Here is a 25151-nt window from a genome sequence, read left to right on the forward strand (position 1 = left end):
AAGGCCAAGCGGCGTTTTACCGCCCCTGCGCCGCCAGCGCCTGGGCGCAGGCCCAGGCCGAGCTCCAGGCCCACTGGAAGTTGTAACCGCCCAGCCACCCGGTCACGTCCACCACTTCGCCGATAAAATAGAGCCCCGGCGCCTTGTGGGCTTCCATCGTCTTGGAAGAAAGTTCGTTGGTGTCGACGCCGCCGAGCGTCACCTCCGCCGTGCGATAACCCTCGGTGCCGTTCGGCTGCACGCGCCAGTTCTGCAACAGATCCACCAGTGCCGCCTGCTGCGGCGCATTCAGCTGCTTCAGCGTCGCCTCCGGCAGTTGTCCCAGGGTCTGCAAGCATTCCACCAGCCGCTTCGGCAAGTGCAGCGCCAGGGTGTTTTTCAGGCTTTGGTTAGGGTGCTGCAGGCGCTGTTCATCAAGGAAGCCCGCCAGATCAAGCTCAGGAAGTAAGTTAATGCTCACATACTCACCCGGTTGCCAGTAGCTGGACAACTGCAATACCGCCGGGCCGGACAGGCCGCGATGGGTGAACAGGATGCTTTCACGGAAGCTGACGCCGTTCTCGGCGGTGATCACCGCCGGCACCGACACGCCGGACAGCGTTTGCACATGCTCCAGCAGCGGCTTATGCAGGGTAAACGGCACCAGCCCGGCGCGCGTCGGCAGCACCCTGAGGCCGAACTGCTCCGCCAGCTTGTAACCGAACGGCGAGGCGCCCAGCCCCGGCATGGATAATCCGCCGCTGGCCACCACAAGTGAGCGAGCACTTACTTTTTCGCCATTCAGCGCCAGCGCGTAGCCGTTCTCGGTTTTCTCCACGCCCAGCACTTCGCTGCGCAGGCGCATCGTCACCTGGCCCAGCTCGCACTCTTTGACCAGCAGATCCACCACCTGCTGCGCCGAATCGTCGCAGAACAGCTGCCCCAGCGTTTTTTCATGGTAGGCGATGCCGTAACGGTTGATCAGATCGATGAAGTCCCACTGGGTGTAGCGCGCCAGCGCCGACTTGCAAAAATGCGGGTTGTTCGACAGATAGGCCGCCGGTTCGGCGTACATGTTGGTGAAGTTGCAGCGCCCGCCGCCGGACATCAGGATCTTGCGGCCCGGTTTTTTGCCGTTGTCGAGCAGCAACACGCGGCAACCGAGTTGCCCCGCCTGCGCGGCGCAAAACATGCCGGCGGCGCCCGCCCCAATCACTACGACATCAAACTGTTCCACCTGAGCCTCACTTATCAAAACCACAATCGCGACAAAAGAGCGCCATATTACGCCGTTTCGCCGCCGGTCACCGCCAAATTCACGGCGGCAGATTGTAAAGCCCCCGCGCCGCCAACGCCATAGTAAGAAAATATTACAGAGGTCAGAGCAGATTAACGCATTGATATTCCATATTTTTGTTATAGACACGCCACCATTTCGTCATGTCCAAATCAAAAAAACGTCATATTTTCCTTTTCCCCGGCACCGGTTGTCACTGATAATGCGCGGCGTTCATGTCCACAAACTGGCGTAACGCTTATGCTGCATTTGTTCGCTGGCCTGGATTTCCATACCGGCCTGATGTTAATTCTCGCATTGTTGTTCGTGTTGTTTTATGAAGCCATCAACGGTTTTCATGATACGGCCAATGCGGTCGCTACAGTTATTTATACCCGCGCCATGCGCTCGCAACTTGCGGTCGTGATGGCAGGTTTGTTCAACTTTCTTGGCGTAATGCTCGGCGGTTTGAGTGTTGCTTACGCCATCGTCCACTTGTTGCCTACCGATCTGTTGTTGAACGTCAGTTCAGCACACGGATTAGCCATGGTCTTCTCCATGCTGTTGGCGGCAATCATCTGGAACCTCGGCACCTGGTATTTCGGTCTGCCGGCGTCCAGTTCCCATACGCTGATAGGCGCAATCATCGGTGTCGGTTTAACCAACGCCCTGATGACCCACACTTCGGTCGTGGATGCGCTTAACGTCCCGAAAATGATTGGCATTTTCCTTTCTCTGCTGTTCTCGCCGCTGGTCGGCATGATGGTGGCGGGAGTGATGGTGTTCGCCTTGCGCCGCTATTGGAGTGGCACCAAGAAACGCCAGCGTATCCACATGACCCCAGCGGAACGTGAAAAGGTCGACGGCAAACGCAAGCCGCCGTTCTGGACCCGTATCGCGCTGATCCTGTCGGCGATTGGCGTCAGCTTCTCGCACGGCGCCAACGACGGTCAGAAAGGCATCGGCCTTATCATGCTGGTGCTGATCGGCGTTGCCCCGGCCGGCTTCGTGGTCAATATGAATGCAACCGGTTATGACATCACCCGTACGCGTGACGCCGTGACCCACCTGCAGCAATATTACCAGCAGCACGGCGACGCGCTGTCGCATGCGGTGTCGTTGACGCCGCTGGTGCCAAGCCCGGATGACGAAGCCACGCCTGGCAAACCGGCCGAGTTCCACTGCGACAGTTCGCGCGCCATGCCGGCGATCGAGCTGGCTCAGGGCATGCTGACCAACCTGCAAAGCTACGATCAGTTGACGGTTGAGCAGCGCAGCCATTTGCGCCGCCTGCTGATGTGCGTGACCGACACGGCGGATAAAGTCGCCAAGCTGCCGGAAACCTCATCCGCCGACCAGCGCTTCCTGAAGAACCTGCGTCAGGATCTGCTGCAGACCGTCGAGTACGCGCCGATGTGGATCATCGTCGCCGTCGCGCTGGCGCTGTCGCTCGGCACCATGGTGGGCTGGAAACGCGTAGCCACCACCATCGGCGAGAAGATCGGCAAGAAAGGCATGACCTACGCCCAGGGCGTATCGGCCCAGATGACCGCGGCGCTGTCGATCGGCGTGGCGAGTTATACCGGCATGCCGGTCTCCACCACCCACGTTCTCTCTTCGGCGGTTGCCGGGACGATGATCGTGGACGGCGGCGGCGTGCAGAGCAAAACCGTGAAGAACATCCTGTTGGCCTGGGTGCTCACCCTGCCAATCTCGATTCTGCTTTCCGGTGCGCTGTATTGGGTCGCGTTGAAGCTGATCTAAGCGACAAGCATCATGAGGAAGGCGGCCGCATGGCCGCCTTTTTTTTTGCCTGCATCAAGGGAAACAGAAAGGCATTAATACCAAATCATCATCGCTATCAGGCAGATGACCACCAGGCCGCACAGGGCCGAAGTCAGCATAAACTGCCCGCGCACCCGCTCGCAGCGGCGAATAAACTCCGGATCGTGGTGCTCGACATAGCGCTGCGCGAAAATATAACGCACCAGCCTCAGCTGCTTGCTGGGTTGGCCGTGGGCGGTAAAGAAACCGCCGCCGTCGACATATTGGTACAGCAGCGGGTCACAGCCGCGCAATACCACCAGCAGCGCGCGCAGAGAAGAGTAATACCGCACCATGTTAACCACACACACCACACACAAGGCCCAAAACAGCGCGACGGTACTGATCATGATTGCCCCCTCAAGGCGTTGTTATCCGCGGCCATCCGCCGGGTCCAACCGCCCTACCTCATTACCCGATACTCTGCTGGAGCTTACCGCTCTCATCCCCTTTTTTTGCCTGCACGGGCCACGCCCATAACCCACCGCCTCCGAAGACGTTGCCGCACCGCACGATGAGATTTGCACGGCATGGTTCTACTCAGAGGAGAAATGATGAGGCCCATATCCATCATTGTAGGTTAATGAAACGCAAACTGGCCTGAGCAGTGGATAAAATTTACCGCCCTGTGCCGAAAAGTCACCTGCCGGGGCGTTATAAGCGATAACCGCCCGTTTTCGATTAGGCTGTTTTTATGGATAGTCTATCCCGCGCCACGCCGCTGATCTTTCCCCCCACGCTGGCTAGACTCAGGTTTCCGTTACGCTTATCCAAGGAAACTGTTATGGCAAACCATTCAATCAAGGGAAAAACCGTCCTGATCGCCGGCGGCGCCAAGAACCTCGGCGGGCTGATCGCGCGCGATTTGGCTGAGCAAGGCGCCAAAGCGGTGGTGATCCACTACAACAGCGCCGCCTCCAAAACCGAGGCGGAGAAAACCGTCGCCGCCATTCAGGCCGCCGGGGCGCAAGGCGTCGCGCTGCAGGCCGATCTGACCACGGCGGGCGCGGTCGAGAAGCTGTTCGCCGATGCTGTCGCCGCCGTCGGCAAGCCGGATATCGCCATCAATACCGTCGGCAAGGTGCTGAAAAAGCCGCTGATCGACATCAGCGAAGCCGAGTACGACGAGATGACTGCGGTCAACGCCAAAACCGCGTTCTTCTTCCTGAAAGAAGCGGGTAAGCACCTTAACGACAACGGCAAAATCTGCACGCTGGTCACCTCGCTGCTCGGCGCCTTCACGCCGTTCTACGCCGCTTACGCCGGCACCAAAGCGCCGGTGGAGCATTTCACCCGCGCCGCCGCCAAGGAGTTCGGCGAGCGCGGCATCTCCGTGACGGCGGTCGGCCCCGGCCCGATGGATACCCCGTTCTTCTACCCGGCGGAAGGCGCGGACGCCGTGGCCTACCACAAGACGGCGGCGGCGCTGTCGCCGTTCAGCCAAACCGGCCTGACCGATATCGAAGACGTGGTGCCCTTCATCCGCCATCTGGTCAGCGACGGCTGGTGGGTAACCGGCCAAACCATCCTGATCAACGGCGGCTACACCACCAAATAAGTTCGACGGGGGCAAATATCGCCCCCGCACCTGCTCGCGCGCAACCGCGCCATGCGGCTACACTCTCTGTCAGAAACGGCGCCAAGGAACAGCAGGTCAACGAGATGGACAGATTCAATCAATACCGCGTATTCGTGCAGGTGGCGGAGATGGGCAGCTTTATCCGGGCGGCCCATGCGCTGGAGGTGCCGCGCGCCTCGGTGTCCGCCGCCGTTCAGCAACTGGAAACGCAGCTGGGCGTGCGCCTGCTGCACCGCACCACACGGCAAGTGCGGCTGACCGCCGACGGCGAACAGCTGCTCGAACGGCTGCGCCCGCTGCTGGCCGAGGTGGAGGATATCGATCAGTCGTTTCAGGCCAGCCAACGGCAGGCCTCCGGGCGGCTCAGCGTCGATGTGCCGAGCCGCATCGCCCGTCGGCTGATCGCGCCGGCGCTGCCCAGCCTGCTGCGGCGCCACCCTCATCTGCAGCTGGTGCTCGGCTCCGCCGATCGCGCCATCGATCTGGTGCAGGAAGGGGTCGACTGCGCGGTGCGCGTCGGCGATCTGCACGACAGCAGCCTGGTGATGCGCCCGCTCGGCCATATCGCGCTGATCAACTGCGCCAGCCCCGCCTACCTGAGCGAATTCGGCCATCCTCTTCATCCCGCCGATCTCGCCGAGGGGCACTGGAGCATCGGCTACGCCTCGCCCAAAACCGGCCGCGAATCCCCCTGGGAATACCTGACCGGCGACGGCCACACCCAGCGGCTCGACTTGCCCAGCCGGGTGGTGGTCAACAACGCCGAAAACTATATCGCCTGCTGCCGCGCCGGGCTGGGATTGATGCAAATCCCGCGCTACGACGTGCAACACCTGCTCGACGCCGGTGAACTGGTGGAAGTCCTGCCCGGTTACCGCGCCGCCTCCATGCCGATCGCCCTGATCTACCCCCATCGCCGCCAGCGTTCCCGCCGTTTGGCGGTGTTTCACGAGTGGTTTGAAAGCCTGCTGCAACCGCATCTGGAGCGCTGATTGCACATTTAGCGCTATACTTTGTTTAATAACGCTTATAATTCAAGCGGTCAGACCGTTAAAACCCGCATAACCCTTAGGCTTTTTCGCCGCGCGGGTGTACAACGAAAGGTATCGTGCGCAGAGATTTTCGATGCGGCGCAGTGTGATCGCCCCAACATATCATTGCGTTATCCGAATGATACTATGGAACCAAAAGCGCCAGGCGGGTACACGGAACGCCTGCTAACCCTTTTTAATCGGCATGTTTATGGAAGGAGTATTCTTATGGCTTACAAACACATATTGATCGCGGTAGACCTATCCCCGGAAAGCAAGATCCTGGTAGAAAAAGCCGTCTCTATGGCGCGGCCGTATAACGCCAAAGTTTCTCTGATCCACGTCGATGTCAACTATTCCGATCTCTATACTGGCCTTATCGACGTCAATCTCGGCGACATGCAAAAGCGCATCTCTGAAGAAACCCACCAGGCGCTGACCGAGCTGTCGCAAAACGCCGGCTACCCGATCACCGAGACCCTGAGCGGCAGCGGCGATCTGGCGCAGGTGCTGGTGGACGCCATCAAGAAATACGACATGGATCTGGTGCTGTGCGGCCACCACCAGGACTTCTGGAGCAAACTGATGTCTTCCGCTCGCCAGCTGATCAATACCGTGCACATCGATATGCTGATCGTGCCGCTGCGCGACGAAGAAGACGAATAAAGTAAGCGCCTGCTAACTTAACTGCCCAACGCCCGCGCCCTGCGGGCGTTTTTCATGCCGCTACGCCGATTAATCGCTTGATAATCAACCGCCCTCCGATGATATAGTCGCTAAAGACACAACATCCTCCCCCGAGCATCATCTATACCCAAATCTATAAGAAATAGCGGGGGGAAATTTAATGCTAAAAGGAGTTATCCATGGAATATGCCGTATCGGTAGAGTCTTTCCTGTCCTCGTTACAACGCCATAACCCCCACCAGCCGGAATATCTGCAGGCCGTGCGCGAAGTGTTCACCTCGCTGTGGCCATTTATCGAGCGCAACCCGCGCTATCGCGAACAGGCGCTGCTGGAGCGCCTGGTGGAGCCCGAGCGCATCATTCAGTTCCGCGTCAGCTGGGTGGACGATCGCGGCCAGGTGCAGGTCAATCGCGCCTTTCGTGTCCAGTTCAACTCGGCCATCGGCCCCTACAAGGGCGGCATGCGCTTCCACCCGTCGGTGAACCTGTCGATCCTGAAGTTCCTCGGCTTTGAGCAGACCTTCAAGAATGCGCTGACCACCCTGCCGATGGGCGGCGGCAAAGGCGGCTCCGATTTCGATCCGAAGGGCAAAAGCCAGGGCGAGATCATGCGTTTCTGCCAGGCGCTGATGACCGAACTGTATCGCCACTTGGGCCCGGACACCGACGTGCCGGCCGGCGACATCGGCGTCGGCGGCCGTGAAGTCGGCTTTATGGCCGGCATGATGAAGAAACTGTCCAACAACACCGCCTGCGTGTTTACCGGCAAAGGGCTCTCCTTCGGCGGCAGCCTGATCCGCCCCGAGGCGACCGGCTACGGCCTGGTGTACTTTACCGACGCCATGCTGCAGCGCCACGGCTTGGGCTTTGAGGGCATGCGGGTGGCGGTGTCCGGCTCCGGCAACGTGGCGCAGTACACCATCGAGAAAGCGTTGGAGCTGGACGCGCGCGTGATCACCGTGTCGGATTCCGGCGGCACTCTGGTGGACGAAGACGGCTTCACCACCGAGAAGCTGGCGCACCTGGCGGAGATCAAAAACCAGCGCTACGGCCGGGTGGCGGACTATGCCCGCGAACGCGGCCTGACCTACCTGGCGGGCCAGCAGCCGTGGAACGTGCCGGTGGATATCGCCCTGCCGTGCGCCACCCAGAACGAACTGGACCTCGAGGCGGCGCAGACGCTGATCCGCAATGGGGTGAAAGCGGTGGCGGAAGGCGCCAACATGCCGACCACCATCCAGGCCACCGACGCCTTCCTCGACGCCGGGGTGCTGTTCGCGCCCGGCAAGGCGGCCAACGCCGGCGGCGTGGCCACCTCGGGGCTGGAGATGGCGCAAAACGCCGCGCGCATCGGCTGGCGGGCGGAAAAAGTGGATGTACGTTTACAACATATCATGGCGGATATTCACCATGCCTGCGTGGAATACGGCGGCGAGGGCAAGCAAACCCACTATGTACACGGCGCGAATATCGCCGGTTTCGTTAAGGTTGCGGAGGCGATGCTGGCCCAGGGCGTGCTGTAATCGGGCGCAAAGGTGATCTTGTTCACACATCGATTAAATGCTTCAATGCCGGCCTCTGCGCCGGCATTTTTTTCCGCGTCCAAGCCATCAAAATGATGCGAGAACGTTAATTTAAGGTTAATAAAAAGTTATTTATGGCCGTTTAATTGGTAGTAAGTTTACCACCACCAAATAATTAAACATTTATTTAACACTAAATACGCCAGTATTTTACTTAAATGTGCGCAGATCACATTTCATTAACTTCGGCTACGCTCCCTCTTCCATTCCTTTGTAATCTGCAGCGGTGGAAAAACCGCCACCCCTACAGATAAAAAAAGGTACAGCTAATGAAATTTAACCTCGCATTATTAAATGCATGTGTGGTTTCTGCGTGCATGTTATCGACAACACCTGTGTTCGCCGCTGATAAATATGAGATTGCCGTGGTCGCCAAAGTGACCGGCATTCCGTGGTTCAACCGCATGGAAGTGGGCGTCAACGAAGCGGCGAAAAAACTCGACGTCAACGCTTACCAGACCGGCCCGTCTACGCCGGATCCGGCTGCGCAGGTCAAGGTGATTGAGGATCTGATCGCCAAGAACGTCAACGCCATCATCGTGGTGCCGAACGACGCCAAGGTGCTGGAGCCGGTGCTGAAAAAAGCGCGCGACAAAGGCATCGTGGTGCTGACCCATGAATCCCCGGACCAGCAGATCGGCCAGTGGGACATCGAGACCATCGACAGCGAGAAATACGCGCAGGCCAACGTCGATGAGCTGGCGAAAGACATGGGCGGCAAAGGCGGCTACGCGATCTACGTCGGCTCGCTGACTGTGCCGTTGCACAACGCCTGGGCCGATTCCGCCATCAAATACCAGAAAGAAAAATACCCGGACATGTTTGAAGTCACCTCGCGCTTGCCGGTGGCGGAAAGCATCGACAAATCCTACGCCACCACGCTGGATCTGATGAAAACCTATCCGCAGATGAAGGGCATCATCGGCTTCGGTTCGCTCGGCCCAATCGGTGCCGGCCAGGCGGTGGCCAAGAAACGCGCCAAGGACAAAATCGCGGTGGTGGGCATCGCCATGCCGGCGCAGGCCGCTCCTTACCTGATGCGCGGCGACATCAAGAAAGCGCTGCTGTGGGATCCGAAAGACGCCGGTTATGCGCTGGTGACGGTGGCCGACCAGCTGCTGCAGGGCAAAGAAGTGAATAAGGACCTGTCGATCGAGGGCCTCGGCAAAGCCGACGTCGATATGGAACACAAAGTGATTCGGTTTAATAAGATTTTGGAAGTGACCAAAGACAACGCCCAATCGCTCGGATTCTGATTTTTCGCGTAATTTCGCCACACCGGGAAAGTAGTTAAACCCTCGTAGGGGCGCAGCGTTGCTGCGCCCAGGGCTTCGGCCGCTACGCAAGCACAGGTTAACGTTATGACAGCCTCCCCCGCATTTATCACCCTGGAGAATATCAGCAAGCGATTCCCAGGCGTGCTGGCATTAGACCAGATCAACCTGACGCTGAATAAAGGCGAAGTGCACTGCCTGGCCGGGCAAAACGGCTGCGGCAAAAGCACCATCATTAAAATCATCTCCGGCGTCTATCAGCCGGAAAAAGGCGCCAATATTTCGCTGGAAGGCAAACTCTTCCACGCCCTGACGCCGCAGCTGTCCGGTTATTACGGCATACAGGTGATCTACCAGGACCTGTCGCTGTTCCCTAACCTGACGGTGGCGGAAAACATCGCCATCCACCGTTACCTGCCCGGCGGCCACTTCTGGGTGCGCAAGCGGGTGATGCGCCAGACGGCGCTGGACGCCATGGCGCGGGTCGGCGTACACATCGATCCCGATAAAAAAGTAGAAAAACTGTCGATCGCCGATCGGCAGCTGGTGGCGATTTGCCGCGCCATCGCCGCCGAAGCGCGGTTGGTTATCATGGACGAACCGACCGCCTCGCTGACCCGCCAGGAAGTCGACGGCCTGCTGCGGGTGGTCAACGAACTGAAGGCGGCCGGCATCTGCGTGGTGTTCGTCAGCCACCGATTGGATGAAGTGATGGAAGTCGCCGATCGCATCAGCGTGATGCGCGACGGCAAGCTGGTGGGCACCTGGCCGGCCAGCGAACTGGACAGCCATGAACTGGCGTTCCTGATGACCGGCCAACGCTTCCATTACAGCCCGCTGCCCCCGCTGCCGCCGGCCGAACAGGCGCCGCTGCTCGAGGTGCGCAACCTCAGCCGCGGCGAAAAATACCGCAACGTCAATCTGGCGCTGCGCGGCGGCGAGATCGTCTCGATCGTCGGCCTGCTCGGCGCCGGCCGCACCGAACTGTGCCTCAGCCTGTTCGGCATGACGCGGCCGGACAGCGGCGAGATCCGCATCGAGGGCCGGGCGGTGCAGCTGCACAACAACCGCGAAGCGGTGCGCCACGGCATCGGCTATGTGTCGGAGGATCGTCTGACGCAGGGATTGATCATGGAGCAATCGATCTACGACAACACCATCGTCACCGTCTTCGATCGGCTGCATACCTCGCTCGGGCTGCTGGATCACGCCAAGGCGACCGAGCTGGTTAACCGGCTGATCCGCGATTTGAACATCAAGGTGTCCGACAGCGCATTGCCGGTGAAAACCCTGTCCGGCGGCAACGCCCAGCGCATCGCCATCGCCAAATGGGTCGCGACCCAGCCGAAGATCCTGATCCTCGACTCGCCCACCGTCGGCGTGGACATCGCCAACAAAGAGGGGATCTATCAGATCGCCCGCGATCTGGCGCAGCTGGGCATGGCGGTGCTGATGATCTGTGACGAGATCCCGGAAGCCTATTACAACAGCCATCGGGTGATGGTGATGCGCAAAGGCGAGCTGATCGCCGAATTCGCGCCGCACCAGAGTACCGAACAACAGATCGCCGAGGTGGTGAATGGATAAGTCATTATTGGCCCGCCTGGCCGGGCGGCACGAGTTTTATCTCGGCCTGCTGGTGCTGCTGCTGGCGATCGGCCTGAGCGCCGGCACCGATGAGTTTCTGACGCTCGGCAACCTGACCGACGTCGCCACCAGCTACGCCATTCTCGGCATCCTGGCCTGCGGGCTGTTCGTGGTGCTGATCGCCGGCGGCATCGACATTTCGTTCCCGGCGGTCACCGCCATCGCGCAGTATGTGATGGCCAGTTGGGTGATCCAGCACGGCGGCAGCTTCCCGCTGGCGTTCGCCCTGGCGATTGGCGTCGGCCTGCTGCTCGGGCTGGTGAACGGTTTCCTGGTGTACTGGCTGAAGGTGCCGGCGATCATCATCACCATCGCCACCCTTAACCTGTTCTACGGCCTGCTGGTATACGCCACCAACGGCACCTGGCTGTACGGCTTCCCGGACTGGTTCATGAACGGCATCAACTGGTTCTCGTTCCAGGGCGCCGACGGTTACGACTACGGCCTGACGCTGCCGCTGCTGTGCCTGCTGGCAACCATCGTCGTCACCGGCGTGCTGATGAACCGCACCCGGCTGGGGCGCCAGATCTACGCCATGGGCGGCAACCGCGACGCGGCGTCGCGCCTGGGGTTGAACCTGCTGCGGCTGCACTTCTGCGTCTACGGCTATATGGGCATTCTGGCCGGCGTCGCGGCGGTGGTGCAGGCGCAGATCACCCAGTCGGTGGCGCCCAACTCGCTGCTCGGCTTCGAGCTGACGGTATTGGCGGCGGTGGTGCTGGGCGGCACCAGCATGAGCGGCGGCCGCGGATCGTTGACCGGCACCCTGCTCGGCGTGGTGCTGCTGGCCTTCCTGCAAAACGGGCTGACGCTGCTCAGCGTCTCGGCCTATTGGCACCAGGTATTCAGCGGCGCGATCATTTTGATCAGCATCAGCACCACCGCCTGGAACGAAAAACGCAAGCTGCTCAAGGAGATCTGACATGACGCAGTTAACTCGGTTGATCCCAAACGATCGGATCATTCGCCTGCAGGGCGCGATCATCATCGCGGTGGCGCTGCTGTTCGCCGGGCTGCTCGGATCGCGCTTCTTCAGCCTCGGCAACTTCCAGTCGATCGCCTCGCAGCTGCCGATCCTCGGCCTGCTGGCGCTCGGCATGGGCATCACCATGCTGACCGGCGGCATCAACCTGTCGATCATCGCCGGCGCCAACGCCTGTTCGCTGGTGATGGCGGCGATCATCGTCAGCCATCCCGACCAGCCGCTGTTCCTGGCGCTGGCGCTGTTGGCCGGCCTGCTGGTGGCGGTGGCGATCGGCGCGCTCAACGGCGCGCTGGTAGCCTGGATAGGCGTCTCGCCCATCCTCGCCTCGCTCGGCACCATGACCCTGATCACCGGCCTGAATATTCTGCTGTCCAACGGCGCGGTGATCTCCGGCTTCCCGGCGGCGATTCAATTTCTCGGCAACGGCGCCGTGCTCGGCGTGCCGGTGGCGCTGATCCTGTTCCTGCTGGTGGCGGTGGGTCTGTGGCTGCTGCTGGAGCACACCACGCTGGGGCGCAGCCTGTACCTGATCGGCTCCAACGAGCAGGCCACCCGCTTCAGCGGCGTGAACACCGCGCGGGTGCAGATCGCGGTGTATATCCTGTCGGCGCTGCTCGGCTGGGGCGCCGCCCTGCTGATGATGGCCAAGTTCAACTCGGCCAAGGCCGGCTACGGCGAATCTTATCTGCTGGTGACCATTCTGGCCTCGGTGCTGGGCGGCATTAACCCGGACGGCGGCTTCGGCCGCATTCTGGGGCTGGTGCTGGCGCTGATCGTGCTGCAAATGTTGGAAAGCGGCCTCAATTTGCTGGGGGTCAGCAGCTACCTGACCATGGCCCTGTGGGGCGGCGTGCTGATCCTGTTTATCGCGTTACAGAATCGAAAAGCCTGAGGAGAAAATAATGGCGAGCTATTTTATTGGCGTAGATGTGGGCACCGGAAGCGCGCGCGCGGGCGTATTCGATCTCAATGGCCGCATGGTCGGCCAGGCCAGCCGGGCCATCGATCTGTACCGGCCGAAGGCGGATTTCGTCGAGCAGTCGTCGGATAACATCTGGCAGGCGGTGTGCAATGCGGTGCGCGACGCGGTCAACCAGGCCGACATCAACCCGATCCAGGTCAAAGGGCTGGGCTTCGACGCCACCTGTTCGCTGGTGGTGCTGGATAAAGAAGGCAAACCGCTGACCGTCAGCCCCTCCGGCCGCACCGAGCAGAACATCATCGTGTGGATGGATCACCGGGCGATCGCCCAGGCCGAGCGCATCAACGCCACCAAACACCGGGTGCTGGACTTCGTCGGCGGCATCATTTCGCCGGAGATGCAGACGCCGAAACTGCTGTGGCTGAAGCAACACATGCCCACCACCTGGGCCAACGCCGGTTACCTGTTCGATCTGCCGGACTTCCTCACCTGGCGCGCCACCCAGGACGCCACCCGCTCGCTGTGCTCGACGGTGTGCAAGTGGACCTATCTCGGCCACGAGCAGCGTTGGGACAAGAGCTACTTCCAGCAGATCGGGCTGGAAGACGTGCTGGAACACGACGCCGCCAAGATCGGCAGCGACGTTAAAATGATGGGCGAGCCGCTGGGCCATGGCCTGACTCAGCGCGCCGCCAGCGAGATGGGGCTGATCGCCGGCACGGCGGTGAGCGTGTCAATCATCGATGCCCACGCCGGCACCCTCGGCACGCTGGGCGCCACCGGCGTCTCCGGCGAGGTGGCCGACTTCAACCGCCGCGTCGCGCTGATCGGCGGCACCTCCACCGGTCATATGGCGATGTCGCGCACCGCGCGCTTTATCGGCGGCGTCTGGGGGCCGTATTACTCGGCGATCCTGCCGGAATACTGGTTGAACGAAGGCGGCCAGTCCGCCACCGGCGCGCTGATCGACCACGTCATCCAGTCGCACCCGTGCTATCAGGAGCTGCTGGCGCAGGCGAAAACTCAGGGCCAGACCATCTATGAGGTGCTGAACGCCATTCTGCGCCGCATGGCCGGCGAGCCGGAGAACATCGCCTTCCTGACGCAGGACATTCACATGCTGCCGTACTTCCACGGCAACCGCTCGCCGCGCGCAAACCCGACGCTGACCGGCATCCTGACCGGGCTGAAGCTGTCGCGCACGCCGGAGGACATGGCGCTGCACTACCTGGCCACCATTCAGGCCATCGCGCTCGGCACCCGTCACATCATCGAAACCATGAACCACAGCGGCTACAGTATCGACACTATCATGGCCAGCGGCGGCGGCACCAAGAACCCGATCTTCGTGCAGGAGCACGCCAACGCCACCGGTTGCGCCATGCTGCTGCCGGAGGAGAGCGAAGCGATGCTGCTGGGCGGCGCGATGATGGGCACCGTGGCGGCCGGCGTGTTCGACACCTTGCCGGAGGCGATGAGCGCCATGAGCCGCATCGGCAAGACGGTGACGCCGCAGACCAACCAGATAAAAAGCTACTACGATCGCAAATACCGGGTGTTCCACGAGCTGTACAACGACCACATGAAATACCGCCGGTTGATGCAGGAGGAGGCGTGATGCAGCAAGAGTGGCGGCAGGCCGTGCAGGGCTGGCAAACCTACAGCCAGGAGCTGGCGCAGCTGGGCGAACGCCTCGATGCGCGCACCTGGCAACGGCTGCTGGCGCTGCTGGCCGACTGCCGCGGTAAAATCGCCGTCACCGGCGTCGGCACCTCGGGGATTGCGGCGCGCAAGATAGCCCATATGCTGGCCTGCGTGGAGCGGCCGGCGGTCTATCTCGACGCCACCGGCGCGGCGCACGGCGATCTGGGTTTTCTGCGCGCCGACGATCTGCTGATCCTGATCTCGCGCGGCGGCAATTCCGACGAGCTGACCCGCCTGCTGCCGACGCTGCAGGCCAAGGGGGTGACGCTGATCGCGGTGACGGAAAACCCGCATTCCGCCATCGCGCAGGCGGCGCAGCTGACGATCGCCACCGGGGTGCAAAAGGAGATAGATCCGCTGAACATGCTGGCCACCACCTCAATTGTGCTGGTGTTGGCGATCTTCGACGCCGCCTGCACCTGCCTGATGACGCGCAGCGGTTACGATAAGGACACCTTGCTGGCGGTGCATCCGGGCGGCGGCGTGGGGAAAAGTTTGCGGGAGGAAAACTGAGGGCCCGACACCGCGGGCCCGGCAGACATTACAGCGGCATGTAGATATCGAAACGGTGGCTTTTGGTCAGCGTGGCGGCGTGCGCCGGCACATCGGCCAGCGGCGGCGCGTAGTCCGGGCGTTTCACCACCACGCGCTTGGTCGCCAAACGGCGCGCCGGTTCCAGCAGGCCGTCGGCGTCATCGTCGCTGCCCACCAGCGATTGGAACACCCGCATCTCTTTCTTCACCAGCGCGCTTTTCTGCTTGTGCGGGAACATCGGATCGAGATACACCACCTCCGGGCGCGGGCTGAGATCCGCCAGCGCCGTCAGGCTGGAGGCGTGCAGCAGCGTCAGACGATCGCGCAGCCACGGGCCGATTTCCGCATCCTGATAGCCGCGCTGCAGGCCGTCGTCCAGCAACGCCGCCACCACCGGATTGCGCTCCAGCATCCGCACCCGGCAGCCCAGCGCCGCCAGCACGAAGGCGTCGCGCCCCAGCCCGGCGGTGGCGTCCACCACGTCCGGCAGGTAGCTGCCCTTGATGCCGACCGCCTTGGCCACCGCCTCGCCGCGGCCGCCGCCGAAACGGCGCCGGTGCGCCATGGCGCCGGAGACGAAATCGACGTAGATCCCGCCAAGCTTCGGCTCGTCGCGCTTGCGCAGCTCCAGCCGCTGCGGGGTCAGTACCAGCGCCATCGGCGCGTCGTCGTCGGACGTCAGCCGCCAGCGCTGCGCCAAAACAGACAAGGCGCCGGGATCGGCGCCTGCTTCACACAATACACACACGCTCACGTGTCGGGTTATCCTTTAATGCCGTAATGGCGCAGCATAGCATCCAGCTGCGGCTCGCGGCCACGGAAGCGTTTGAACAGCGCCATCGGCTCTTCCGAACCGCCGCGCGACAGGATGTTGTCGAGGAAGGATTTGCCGGTCTCGGCGTTGAAAATCCCCTCTTCTTCGAAGCGCGAGTAGGCGTCGGCCGACAGCACTTCCGCCCACAGGTAGCTGTAGTAACCCGCCGCGTAGCCGCCGGCGAAGATGTGGCTGAAGGCGTGCGGGAAGCGGCCCCAGCTCGGCGAAGGCACCACCGCCACCATTTTCTTCACTTCCGCCAGCGTCGGCAGGATCTGCGCCCCTTTCTCCGGGCTGTATTCGAAGTGCATGCGGAAATCGAACAGACCGAACTCCAGCTGGCGCAGAATGAACAGCGCCGCCTGGTAATTCTTGGCCGCCAGCAGCTTGTCGAGCATGGCCTTCGGCAGCGGCTCGCCGCTCTGGTAGTGGCCGGAGATAAACGCCAGCGCTTCCGGCTCCCAGCACCAGTTTTCCATAAACTGGCTCGGCAGCTCGACCGCATCCCACGGCACCCCGTTGATGCCGGAGACGCCGGCGGTATCGATCTGCGTCAGCATGTGGTGCAGACCGTGGCCGAACTCGTGGAACAGCGTCGTCACTTCGTTATGGGTGAACAGCGCCGGCTGGTCGCCCAGCGGGCGGTTGAAGTTGCAGGTCAGGTAAGCGACCGGTTTTTGCAGCGTGCCGTCGGCCTTGCGCAGGCTGCCGACGCAGTCGTCCATCCAGGCGCCGCCGCGTTTGTTTTCGCGGGCGTACAGATCGAGGTAGAAGCTGCCGCGCAGTTCGCCGTCGGCGTCGAACAGATCGAAGAAGCGCACGTCCGGATGCCAGGTATCCACGTCTTTACGCTCTTTGGCGGTGATGCCGTAGATGCGTTTCACCACTTCGAACAGCCCTTCCACCACACGCTGTTCCGGGAAGTACGGGCGCAGCTGCTCGTCGCTGATGGAGAACAGGTGCTGCTTTTGTTTTTCGCCGTAATAGGTGATGTCCCAGGCGTCGAGCTCGTCCACGCCATAGTGCTGTTTGGCGAAGGCGCGCAGCTGTGCCAGCTCCTGCTCGGCCTGCGGGCGGGCGCGTTTGGCCAGATCGCTCAGGAAGCCGATCACCTGCTCCGGGCTTTCCGCCATCTTGGTCGCCAGCGACTTGTCGGCGTAGGTGTCAAAGCCCAGCAGCTGAGCCAGCTCATGGCGCAGCGCCAGCGTTTCCGCCATCACTTCGCTGTTGTCCCATTTGCCGGCATTCGGCCCCTGATCGGAGGCGCGGGTGGCGAAGGCGCGGTACATCTCTTCGCGCAGCGCGCGGTTGTCGGCGTAGGTCAGCACCGGCAGGTAGCTCGGCATGTCCAGCGTCAGCAGCCAGCCGTCCTGCTCTTTGGCCTGCGCCATCGCCTGGGCCTGCGCCAGCGCGCTTTCCGGCAGGCCGCTCAGCTCGGCTTCGTCGGTAATCAGTTTGCTCCAGCCCATGGTGGCGTCGAGCACGTTGTTGCTGTAGGTGGAACCCAGCTCGGACAGGCGCGCGACGATCTCGCCGTAGCGCTGCTGTTTGTCCGCCGACAGGCCGATGCCCGACAGCTCGAAGTCGCGTAGCGCGTTGTCCACCGCCTTGCGCTGCGGCACGCTCAGCGTCTCGAACGCCGCGCCCTCTTTCAGGCTGCGGTAGGCCTGGTACAGCCCTTCGTGCTGGCCGACCCAGGTGCCGTACTCGGACAGCAGCGGCAGCGCCTGCTCATAGGCGGCGCGCAGCTCCGGGCTGTTTTTCACCGAGTTCAGGTGCCCGATCGGCGACCAGATGCGCGACAGGCGATCGTCCGACTCCGCCAACGGCTGACACAGATTGTCCCAGGTGAACGGCCCCGGCTGCGCGACCACGCGCTCTACCGCAGCGCGGCAGTCCGCCAGCGCGGATTGTACCGCAGGCACGATATCTTCAGGGCGGATCGCCGAAAACGGCGGCAGGGAAAACGGGGTCAGCAACGGATTTGTCATAGGGCAGTCCTGATTAGCGTTGGGGCCCGCCACGGGGGCGAGCCTTAAAATGCGTATGAACCTCTAACATGGAGCCAGGCAACAGGAAAATCAATGCCCGGCGTTGATCGTTCGTGCCTTAAACGGCGCATTGGCGAATGCGGGCGGCCAGCGCCGCCAGCTGTTCGTCGTCGGCGCGCGCCGCATCGTGGGAGGAGATATAACCTTCGTAACGCGTGAAAAACTTCGGCGAGGTCGATTCGATCGGCCGCCACTGCTCCAGCGACGCGGTGCCGTGCAGCGGGATCAGTTTGGCGTGCACATGGTCAACGCCGTAGCCCTCAAACACCATGCCGCAGCGGCCGACGTCGTCGAACGCGCGATCCAGCTGCTTTGCCACCCGCTTGGTCGCCAGCATCAACGCGCTCAGCACCTCGTCCGGCAGGTCAAACGCGTAGCTCGGGTGGTGCGCCTTGGGGATCACCACGCTGAAGCCGTCGGTGTTGGGAAAGATGGACAGGAACGCCAGATGGTCGTCGTCTTCCCAGATTTTATGGCACGGCGCCTTGCCCGCCACGATGTCGCAAAAAATGCAGCTCATCCTTTCTCCTTGTGATTCACAGCGTTTCAACCCGTTCGAATTCTTCGAATACCAGCCACATGTCCGGCGCAAAGCTCCCCTCGCGGGTAAAGAATGCCTGATGCCCCTCGCGCCAAAATGCCAGGCTTTTGTCGCCTTCGCCCTCTTTGGCCGCCATCTCGGCGGTCACCTGGTCGTAGCGCACCAGGCGCAGCGCCAGGGTCCTGATCACGCAGGCCGGTTCGCCGCGGCCATCGAGAACGATGCTGTAATCGCCGATCCTCGGGGTTTGTTCCCGACGATAGCTCGCATAGGAACTGCAGGTGGCGGTTTTATCCCCGCTCAGCACCAACCCCAGCAGTTCGTCGGCTAACGCTGGGCCGTCGCCGAACGCCCAGCGCGCCGCGTCGGGGTAATTCGCCAAAATCGCCTGTTTGCTCATCGTCCTGTCCCTTTCTGTTAACGTCTGCGGCAACGGAGTCCGGTTTTTCCCGGCCAGACAGTTTATACTGTGCAGATTATAAGCCTTATTGCATTGAATGCTCCGTCTGCGGAGCACAAGGAACCGCCACCCGTCATGTTAAGTTATCGCCACAGTTTCCACGCCGGCAACCACGCCGACGTGCTCAAACACACCGTTCAGAGCCTGATCATCGAGTCGCTGAAGGAAAAAGAGAAGCCGTTCCTGTATCTGGATACCCACTCGGGCGCGGGCCGTTATCAGCTCAGCGGCGAACACGCCGAGCGCACCGGCGAATACCTGGAAGGCATCGGCTTGCTGTGGCAACGCGACGATCTGCCCGAGGAGCTGGCGGCCTACATGAGCGTGGTGCACAACTTCAACCGTTCCGGCACGCTGCGCTACTATCCCGGCTCGCCGCTGATCGCCCGCCAGCTGCTGCGCCCGCAGGATAAAATTCACCTGACCGAGCTGCACCCGAGCGATTACCCGCTGCTGCGCAGCGAGTTCCAGAAAGACGAGCGCGCCAAAGTGCAGCGCGCCGACGGCTATCAGCAGCTGAAATCCCAGCTGCCACCACCGTCGCGCCGCGGCCTGATCCTGATGGACCCGCCGTATGAAATGAAGACCGATTACCAGGACGTGGTCAAAGGCATTCAGGAAGGCTACAAGCGTTTCGCCACCGGCACCTACGCGCTGTGGTACCCGGTGGTGATGCGCCAGCAGATCAAACGCATGCTGCGCGATCTGGAAGCCACCGGCATTCGCCGCATCCTGCAGATCGAGCTGGCGGTGAAACCCGACAGCGATCAGCGCGGCATGACCGCTTCCGGCATGATCGTCATCAACCCGCCGTGGAAGCTGGAACAGCAGATGAAAAACGTGCTGCCGTGGCTGCACAAGGTGCTGGTGCCGTCGGGCATCGGCCACCATCTGGTCAACTGGGTGGTACCGGAATAATCCCCGGCAGGGCGCGCTTTGCCGCGCCCTGCGTCCGCCTATCGCAGCCATCGACGCAATCTTTGCGACAAACCCCGGTCAGGCGTTAAACTCTTACCCTCTTCAAATTCACAACTCATGGAAATCCCAGATGACGAAACATTACGATTATCTAGCAATAGGCGGCGGCAGCGGCGGTATCGCATCGATCAACCGGGCAGCCATGTACGGCCAAAAGTGTGCGCTGATTGAAGCCAAAGAGCTGGGCGGCACCTGTGTAAACGTGGGTTGTGTACCGAAAAAAGTCATGTGGCACGCGGCGCAGATCGCCGAGGCCATCCATCAGTACGGCCCGGACTACGGCTTCGACACCACCGTCAACGCCTTCGACTGGAAAAAGCTGGTCGCCAACCGCACCGCCTATATCGACCGCATTCACAACTCCTACGATAACGTGCTGGGCAAGAACAAGGTTGACGTGATCAAAGGGTTCGCGCGCTTCGTGGATGCGCACACCGTGGAAGTGAACGGCGAAACCATCACCGCCGATCACATCCTGATCGCCACCGGCGGCCGCCCAAGCCATCCGGCTATTCCGGGCGCGGAATACGGTATCGACTCCGACGGCTTCTTTGAGCTGGACGCCATGCCGAAACGCGTCGCCGTGGTGGGCGCCGGCTATATCGCCGTAGAGATCGCCGGCGTGCTGAACGCGCTGGGCGCGGAAACGCACCTGTTCGTGCGCAAGCACGCGCCGCTGCGCACCTTCGATCCGATGATCGTCGACACCCTGGTGGAAGTGATGAACACCGAGGGGCCGAGCCTGCATACCGAATCGGTGCCGAAAGCAATCGTCAAGAACGCCGACGGCAGCCTGACGCTGCAGCTGGAAAACGGCAAGGCATTCACCGTCGACTGCCTGATTTGGGCCATCGGCCGCGAACCGGCGACCGACAACCTGAACCTCGGCGTGACCGGGGTGAAAACCAATGAGAAAGGCTACATCGACGTCGATAAGTTCCAGAACACCAACGTCAAAGGCATCTACGCGGTGGGCGACAACACCGGCGCGGTAGAACTGACCCCGGTCGCCGTGGCCGCTGGCCGCCGCCTGTCCGAGCGCCTGTTCAACAACAAGCCGGACGAGCACCTGGACTACAGCAACATCGCCACCGTGGTGTTCAGCCACCCGCCGATCGGCACCGTCGGTCTGACCGAGCCGGAAGCCATCGAGAAATTCGGCGCGGACAACGTGAAGGTGTACAAATCCTCCTTCACCGCCATGTACAGCGCCGTGACGCAGCACCGCCAGCCGTGCCGCATGAAGCTGGTGTGCGCGGGTAAAGAAGAGAAGATCGTCGGCCTGCACGGCATCGGCTTCGGCATGGACGAGATCCTGCAGGGCTTCGCGGTGGCGGTGAAGATGGGCGCCACCAAGAAGGACTTCGACAACACCGTGGCTATCCACCCGACTGCGGCGGAAGAGTTCGTCACCATGCGCTGAGGCGCTACGTTTATCCCTCTCTCAGGCCGGGGTAAATACCGGCCTGTTCTTTTTGTGCGGTTTACTATTCCCTTCGCACCCGCCTGCTTTTTCTGCCATTATTCTGCCTGATAAATTAGCGGGACTGATACAAACCTCCCCGCGCCTCTGGAGAACGCCGATGCTGTTCAAACTATGCAAAACCCTTGCGATGGCCTGCGTGGCCCTGATTATCGCCCAGAGCAGCGCGCTCAGCTTTACCCTGGAAGTGGCGGGCAAGATCGACAACGTGACCGATCCGGTCAAAAAAAGCTATCTGTTCACCGATAAACAGCTGTTGGCGATGCCGGTGCACAGCATCACGACCTCCACCTCCTGGACGCCGCAGAGGAAGTTTGAAGGGATTTCGGTGGCCGACATCCTGGAGCGCGTCGGCGCCAAGGGCGAGACGCTGACCTTCTACGCGCTGAACGATTATTACATCGACGTGCCGTTGTCCGACGTCAAGAAGTACAACATGATCCTGGCCTACAAGATGGACGGGGAGATGCTGAAGCTCAGAAACTTCGGCCCGCTGTTCCTGGTTTACCCGCGTGACGCCGCCGGGCCTGAGCTGAACTCGCCGTTGTACAACTCGCGCTTTATCTGGCAAGTCGACAGGATCGTGATCAAATGAAGCTGACGACCTTTAAGAACGGCAGCAGGCTGGCGATACCGGCCATCTTCGCCGCGCTGTTTCTGGTGGCTTCGACCGTCACGCTCTATTACTACAGCGCCACCCTGTCGAAGAAAGGGCTGTATGCCATCGCCGGCACGCAGGAGAACTACTCCTGGTCGATCGCCAAGTTCTCCATCAAGCTGGCGGAATTCGACACGTTCGTCGAGCAGCAGAGCCACGCGCCGCAGGTGGACAACGACAACCTGCGGCTGCGGTTCGAAATCCTCTATTCGCGCTTTTACGTGCTGGAAACCGTCTCCGAATCCACGCAACCGCTGTACGCCGAGCCGGGCTACCCGGAAGTGGTCAAGCAGATGCGCCTGCAGATGGATCGCATCGATAAACTGCTGGATAACCCGAAAATCGACTTCAATCAGGTTTTCGCGGCCATGAAGGCCATTAAGCCTTACGCCATCGAAATGGCCAACCTGACCGACCACGCCGAGGTGAAGCAGCGCACCGCCGCCTATGAGGACTACATCGAGAAACGGCACATCATTTTCTATGGGCTGGTGATTGTCATGTTCTCGGTGATCGCGCTGATCGCCATCACCCTGATCGTGTTCCGTCAGCAGCGGCTGACCATTCGCCAGCAGGCCAAGGCGATCGAGGCGGAGAAAGCGACCCGCACCAAAAACGCCTTCCTCGGCGCCATCGGCCACGAGCTGCGCACCTCATTGCAGAGCGTGATGTCGGCCATCGACGTGCTGGTGAATACCCGGGTATCGGCGGAGCATGCGGACACCTTCCAGCGGCTGGAGACCGCCGCGCAGCAGATCGAAAGCCAAATGAAAGATCTGACCGACTACGCGCACCTCGACAGCGGCATGATGGAGCTGCGCATCGTGCCGTTCGACGCGCAGAAGCTGATCGCGGAGACCGCCAACGAAATCGCTACTTTGACCCGCAAAGAGCAGGTCAAACTGAGCTGCGAGGTGGAGTGCAGCCACCTGTTGGTGCATTCCGACCCGCTGCGCATCCGGCAGATTATCGTCAACCTGCTGACCAACGCCTACAAATACACCGAAAGCGGCAGCATTACGCTGCACAGCTGTCTGCGCCGTCAACCCGGCGGCAGTTCGTTGATTATCGAAGTGACCGACACCGGCATCGGTATCGAAAAAGACCAGCTCGATCAGATCTTCAAACCCTTTACCCAGTTGGATCAGTCGCATACCAAGCAATATGCCGGCGTGGGGATGGGGTTGGCGATCGTGCACGGCCTGGTGACGCTGCTCGACGGCACCATCACGGTGTACAGCGAAATCAAGAAGGGCAGCACCTTTATCGTCAGCATTCCGGTGCAGATCAGTGAAGAAGAACGCGCCGACGAGCCCGCCGCCGCCAATGCCTCTCTGCAGCAGAAACCGCAGCAGGTGCTGGTGGTGGATGACAACAAGTCGGTGGGTGACGCCTTTGCGGCGTTGCTGGATAAGCTGGGTTACCAGCACGAACTGTGCGACTCGCCGGAGCGCGCGCTGCAGAAACTGCTCAGACGCCCTTACGACGCGCTGTTGCTGGATCTGCAGATGCCGGGCATCGACGGCGCCGCCCTGGCCAGGCAGCTGCGCAATCGTCGCGGCCCCAACCGCCATGTGCCGATCATCGGCATCAGCGCCTACACGCCGGAGCAGCTCACGGCGGATCAGCGCGCGCTGTTCGACAACTACCTGATGAAGCCGGTTCGGCTGGATGCGCTGTCGAACGCGCTGGCCGAGGTGTTCCCCGCTAAAGATTAAAACAGCGTTGCAGTGCGGCTTCGATCACATGGAGCCGCACCGGTTTTTCATAAGGGCCGAGCACATCGTACTCGCGCATCGCCTGAGCGATTTCCGATTCGCGTCGATCGGTGCCCAGCTCACCGGTCAGCACCAGTACCGGCGCGTCCGGGTTGTCGGAGGCGCGGATGGTGGCGATACAGCGATCCGCCGTTTCTTCACCGATTAGCCAGTCCACCACGTAACCGTCGAACAGGCTTTGCTGCAACGCCTGACAGAAGCTGTCGACGTCGTAAAACGCCACCGCGTTGAAACCGCAGCCGCCAAGATACTTGGCCAACTCATCGGCAGCCTGATGCGAATCGTCCAATACCGCAATGCTCAGACGCTCGTCGTCGCCATAGCCGGGCCGGATTTCGATCAGCTCGACGCCATAACGCGGCCCTGCCGGCGCCTCATCGGCGCGATAGATATGCCATTGCCCCTCGATGCGCAGCGCCACAAATTCCGCCGGCCGCCCGGCGGGAAGCTCGTCGCCGATGTGCCCGACGCAAGGCATCGCGACCCCTGCCACAAAAAAGATGGCATCGCGCGCCATGTTCGGTTCGGCCGCCTCGTGTTCGGCACTCAAATCGGCGATCGCCGCCGGCGTTTCTCCGAGCGCGGCCGCGACGCTGTTGATCTGTTCCAGCGTCCAGGGGCTTTGCCCTTTCAATTTGCGGTGCGCATGTGAAAAACTCAGATCCAAGATGCGGCTGAGCTCTCGGGCATGCTGACGTTTTCCAATCCCGTAATGTAAAAACAGCTCTCTGACCCGATTGGCAATCGACTGTGAATCGAATTTTTGGTGATTGTTATCCATTTGTTCCTTCGATTTTTTTTACTGATTTATCAGTCGTTTTGATTATTTCTGCTGAAAAAGCCACATCTAAAACTAGCATCCCATGCAATTATGCGTTAAAAACGTTGCTTGACATACCATGTTGCATCGTCAAACATGGTATCAAAAGAGACATACAGCAATACACTATAAAAAAACAACACCAGCACGTTTTTTAATAATAACCATAGTAACACCAGGGAAAATTTGTTCCGTTGCCGCTACTGAGACGATGCTCACATCGCTCGGACTGCATAAGCAAAACGGGGCTTGAGCCTTTAGCGCTAATCTGTTTTACCCACTTTTGAGCCGGGATCCGTCAGGGTCCCGGTTTTTTATTGTCCTGACGCCGCGCCATCATACGTTCTCCCCCCACCGCCGCAAATAAAAACGGAGCCGGCATGCCGGCTCCGTTGTCGTTGTAATGACCGCTGAACGTCAGAAGCGCCAGGTGAAGCCGGCGTTGACGCTGTTATCCTGATGGTGCTGCGACAGCAGCCCGCCATAGCCCAGCGACAGCGAGGCGTTTTCGTTCACCGCCACTTCCGCCCCCGCCTTCAGCAC

General features: G+C 61.0%; 23 protein-coding genes. 15 read left to right on the forward strand and 8 right to left on the reverse strand.

Going from position 1 to position 25151, the window contains the following annotated elements:
• Positions 1-16: 16 nt before the first annotated feature.
• Entirely contained in the window at positions 17-1216 is a 1200-nt protein-coding gene (locus ACJ8M3_RS22585) for an NAD(P)/FAD-dependent oxidoreductase (RefSeq protein ID WP_033645347.1), read from the reverse strand.
• 300 nt (positions 1217-1516) lie between these two features.
• Between ACJ8M3_RS22585 and pitA the strand changes: the two genes are divergently transcribed.
• Positions 1517-3019, forward strand: coding sequence for an inorganic phosphate transporter PitA (gene pitA / locus ACJ8M3_RS22590; protein ID WP_033645348.1), 1503 nt, complete (start codon positions 1517-1519; stop codon positions 3017-3019).
• Between the two features lie 74 nt (positions 3020-3093).
• On the opposite strand, the gene uspB is transcribed toward pitA, so the two are convergent.
• Positions 3094-3429: a universal stress protein UspB gene (gene uspB / locus ACJ8M3_RS22595; protein WP_004930978.1), complete on the reverse strand. Its 336-nt coding sequence runs from the start codon at positions 3427-3429 to the stop codon at positions 3094-3096.
• 434 nt (positions 3430-3863) lie between these two features.
• Between uspB and ACJ8M3_RS22600 the strand changes: the two genes are divergently transcribed.
• From ACJ8M3_RS22600 to ACJ8M3_RS22645, 10 genes are all read left to right on the forward strand, one after another.
• Positions 3864-4637 carry an SDR family oxidoreductase gene (locus ACJ8M3_RS22600; protein ID WP_033651782.1) on the forward strand — a complete coding sequence of 258 codons (774 nt, stop codon included), beginning with the start codon at positions 3864-3866 and terminating at the stop codon, positions 4635-4637.
• Positions 4638-4741: 104 nt separating this feature from the next.
• On the forward strand, positions 4742-5650 hold the full coding sequence (locus ACJ8M3_RS22605) for a LysR family transcriptional regulator (RefSeq protein ID WP_089197540.1): 909 nt from the start codon (positions 4742-4744) through the stop codon (positions 5648-5650).
• Positions 5651-5917: 267 nt separating this feature from the next.
• Positions 5918-6355 carry a universal stress protein UspA gene (gene uspA / locus ACJ8M3_RS22610; RefSeq protein ID WP_004930988.1) on the forward strand — a complete coding sequence of 146 codons (438 nt, stop codon included), beginning with the start codon at positions 5918-5920 and terminating at the stop codon, positions 6353-6355.
• Between the two features lie 200 nt (positions 6356-6555).
• Positions 6556-7899: an NADP-specific glutamate dehydrogenase gene (gene gdhA, locus ACJ8M3_RS22615; RefSeq protein ID WP_021505207.1), complete on the forward strand. Its 1344-nt coding sequence runs from the start codon at positions 6556-6558 to the stop codon at positions 7897-7899.
• A gap of 329 nt (positions 7900-8228) precedes the next feature.
• Positions 8229-9215 (forward strand): autoinducer 2 ABC transporter substrate-binding protein, encoded by a 987-nt coding sequence (locus ACJ8M3_RS22620; RefSeq protein ID WP_033636379.1) that lies wholly within the window; start codon positions 8229-8231, stop codon positions 9213-9215.
• Positions 9216-9320: 105 nt separating this feature from the next.
• On the forward strand, positions 9321-10820 hold the full coding sequence (locus tag ACJ8M3_RS22625) for a sugar ABC transporter ATP-binding protein (protein ID WP_028128101.1): 1500 nt from the start codon (positions 9321-9323) through the stop codon (positions 10818-10820).
• Positions 10813-11802 (forward strand): ABC transporter permease, encoded by a 990-nt coding sequence (locus tag ACJ8M3_RS22630; RefSeq protein WP_015379367.1) that lies wholly within the window; start codon positions 10813-10815, stop codon positions 11800-11802. Before ACJ8M3_RS22625 ends, ACJ8M3_RS22630 begins: the two co-directional genes overlap by 8 nt.
• 1 nt (position 11803) lies before the next feature.
• A complete protein-coding gene (locus ACJ8M3_RS22635; protein ID WP_016930441.1) occupies positions 11804-12757 on the forward strand; it encodes an ABC transporter permease in 954 nt (317 codons plus the stop codon).
• Positions 12758-12767: 10 nt separating this feature from the next.
• Positions 12768-14405, forward strand: a complete 1638-nt coding sequence (locus ACJ8M3_RS22640; protein ID WP_004931001.1) for an FGGY-family carbohydrate kinase — start codon at positions 12768-12770, stop codon at positions 14403-14405.
• On the forward strand, positions 14405-15004 hold the full coding sequence (locus ACJ8M3_RS22645) for a KpsF/GutQ family sugar-phosphate isomerase (protein WP_033645354.1): 600 nt from the start codon (positions 14405-14407) through the stop codon (positions 15002-15004). Before ACJ8M3_RS22640 ends, ACJ8M3_RS22645 begins: the two co-directional genes overlap by 1 nt.
• A 28-nt stretch (positions 15005-15032) precedes the next feature.
• Here the strand turns inward: ACJ8M3_RS22645 and rsmJ are convergent, their stop codons facing one another.
• From rsmJ to ACJ8M3_RS22665, 4 genes are all read right to left on the reverse strand, one after another.
• Entirely contained in the window at positions 15033-15779 is a 747-nt protein-coding gene (gene rsmJ, locus ACJ8M3_RS22650; protein WP_060660148.1) for a 16S rRNA (guanine(1516)-N(2))-methyltransferase RsmJ, read from the reverse strand.
• 8 nt (positions 15780-15787) lie between these two features.
• Positions 15788-17830 (reverse strand): oligopeptidase A, encoded by a 2043-nt coding sequence (prlC, locus tag ACJ8M3_RS22655; RefSeq protein WP_033645356.1) that lies wholly within the window; start codon positions 17828-17830, stop codon positions 15788-15790.
• 118 nt (positions 17831-17948) lie between these two features.
• Positions 17949-18410, reverse strand: coding sequence for an HIT family protein (locus tag ACJ8M3_RS22660; protein ID WP_033651785.1), 462 nt, complete (start codon positions 18408-18410; stop codon positions 17949-17951).
• A 16-nt stretch (positions 18411-18426) separates the two neighbouring features.
• Positions 18427-18831 (reverse strand): ASCH domain-containing protein, encoded by a 405-nt coding sequence (locus ACJ8M3_RS22665; protein WP_025304616.1) that lies wholly within the window; start codon positions 18829-18831, stop codon positions 18427-18429.
• A gap of 135 nt (positions 18832-18966) precedes the next feature.
• Between ACJ8M3_RS22665 and ACJ8M3_RS22670 the strand changes: the two genes are divergently transcribed.
• The 4 genes from ACJ8M3_RS22670 to ACJ8M3_RS22685 all read left to right on the forward strand — a co-directional run bounded on the left by ACJ8M3_RS22670 (position 18967) and on the right by ACJ8M3_RS22685 (position 23728).
• Entirely contained in the window at positions 18967-19809 is an 843-nt protein-coding gene (locus tag ACJ8M3_RS22670; RefSeq protein ID WP_033636386.1) for a 23S rRNA (adenine(2030)-N(6))-methyltransferase RlmJ, read from the forward strand.
• 130 nt (positions 19810-19939) lie between these two features.
• Positions 19940-21292, forward strand: coding sequence for a glutathione-disulfide reductase (gene gorA / locus ACJ8M3_RS22675; protein WP_033645358.1), 1353 nt, complete (start codon positions 19940-19942; stop codon positions 21290-21292).
• A gap of 160 nt (positions 21293-21452) precedes the next feature.
• Positions 21453-21947, forward strand: a complete 495-nt coding sequence (locus tag ACJ8M3_RS22680; RefSeq protein WP_033645359.1) for a molybdopterin-dependent oxidoreductase — start codon at positions 21453-21455, stop codon at positions 21945-21947.
• Complete coding sequence (locus tag ACJ8M3_RS22685) at positions 21944-23728, forward strand: ATP-binding response regulator (protein ID WP_033651793.1); 1785 nt, start codon at positions 21944-21946, stop codon at positions 23726-23728. Before ACJ8M3_RS22680 ends, ACJ8M3_RS22685 begins: the two co-directional genes overlap by 4 nt.
• Here ACJ8M3_RS22685 and ACJ8M3_RS22690 read toward each other — a convergent pair.
• Both ACJ8M3_RS22690 and ACJ8M3_RS22695 read right to left on the reverse strand, forming a co-directional pair.
• On the reverse strand, positions 23718-24569 hold the full coding sequence (locus ACJ8M3_RS22690) for a helix-turn-helix domain-containing protein (RefSeq protein ID WP_033645361.1): 852 nt from the start codon (positions 24567-24569) through the stop codon (positions 23718-23720). The genes ACJ8M3_RS22685 and ACJ8M3_RS22690 overlap by 11 nt on opposite strands.
• Positions 24570-25025: 456 nt before the next feature.
• A partial coding sequence (locus ACJ8M3_RS22695) for an autotransporter outer membrane beta-barrel domain-containing protein (RefSeq protein ID WP_442514745.1) occupies positions 25026-25151 on the reverse strand: 126 nt, incomplete at its 5' end.

Origin of the sequence: Serratia sp. CY55921 (assembly GCF_052167655.1) — a bacterium.
In the GTDB taxonomy this organism is placed as follows: domain Bacteria; phylum Pseudomonadota; class Gammaproteobacteria; order Enterobacterales; family Enterobacteriaceae; genus Serratia; species Serratia ureilytica.

Coding starts and splice junctions, on each gene's coding strand:
- pitA (WP_033645348.1), top strand. CDS start 1,517: ATGCTGCATTTGTTCGCTGGCCTGGATTTCCATACCGGCCTGATGTTA.
- uspB (WP_004930978.1), bottom strand. CDS start 3,429: ATGATCAGTACCGTCGCGCTGTTTTGGGCCTTGTGTGTGGTGTGTGTG.
- ACJ8M3_RS22600 (WP_033651782.1), top strand. CDS start 3,864: ATGGCAAACCATTCAATCAAGGGAAAAACCGTCCTGATCGCCGGCGGC.
- ACJ8M3_RS22605 (WP_089197540.1), top strand. CDS start 4,742: ATGGACAGATTCAATCAATACCGCGTATTCGTGCAGGTGGCGGAGATG.
- uspA (WP_004930988.1), top strand. CDS start 5,918: ATGGCTTACAAACACATATTGATCGCGGTAGACCTATCCCCGGAAAGC.
- gdhA (WP_021505207.1), top strand. CDS start 6,556: ATGGAATATGCCGTATCGGTAGAGTCTTTCCTGTCCTCGTTACAACGC.
- ACJ8M3_RS22620 (WP_033636379.1), top strand. CDS start 8,229: ATGAAATTTAACCTCGCATTATTAAATGCATGTGTGGTTTCTGCGTGC.
- ACJ8M3_RS22625 (WP_028128101.1), top strand. CDS start 9,321: ATGACAGCCTCCCCCGCATTTATCACCCTGGAGAATATCAGCAAGCGA.
- ACJ8M3_RS22630 (WP_015379367.1), top strand. CDS start 10,813: ATGGATAAGTCATTATTGGCCCGCCTGGCCGGGCGGCACGAGTTTTAT.
- ACJ8M3_RS22635 (WP_016930441.1), top strand. CDS start 11,804: ATGACGCAGTTAACTCGGTTGATCCCAAACGATCGGATCATTCGCCTG.
- ACJ8M3_RS22640 (WP_004931001.1), top strand. CDS start 12,768: ATGGCGAGCTATTTTATTGGCGTAGATGTGGGCACCGGAAGCGCGCGC.
- ACJ8M3_RS22645 (WP_033645354.1), top strand. CDS start 14,405: ATGCAGCAAGAGTGGCGGCAGGCCGTGCAGGGCTGGCAAACCTACAGC.
- prlC (WP_033645356.1), bottom strand. CDS start 17,830: ATGACAAATCCGTTGCTGACCCCGTTTTCCCTGCCGCCGTTTTCGGCG.
- ACJ8M3_RS22660 (WP_033651785.1), bottom strand. CDS start 18,410: ATGAGCTGCATTTTTTGCGACATCGTGGCGGGCAAGGCGCCGTGCCAT.
- ACJ8M3_RS22665 (WP_025304616.1), bottom strand. CDS start 18,831: ATGAGCAAACAGGCGATTTTGGCGAATTACCCCGACGCGGCGCGCTGG.
- ACJ8M3_RS22670 (WP_033636386.1), top strand. CDS start 18,967: ATGTTAAGTTATCGCCACAGTTTCCACGCCGGCAACCACGCCGACGTG.
- gorA (WP_033645358.1), top strand. CDS start 19,940: ATGACGAAACATTACGATTATCTAGCAATAGGCGGCGGCAGCGGCGGT.
- ACJ8M3_RS22680 (WP_033645359.1), top strand. CDS start 21,453: ATGCTGTTCAAACTATGCAAAACCCTTGCGATGGCCTGCGTGGCCCTG.
- ACJ8M3_RS22685 (WP_033651793.1), top strand. CDS start 21,944: ATGAAGCTGACGACCTTTAAGAACGGCAGCAGGCTGGCGATACCGGCC.
- ACJ8M3_RS22690 (WP_033645361.1), bottom strand. CDS start 24,569: ATGGATAACAATCACCAAAAATTCGATTCACAGTCGATTGCCAATCGG.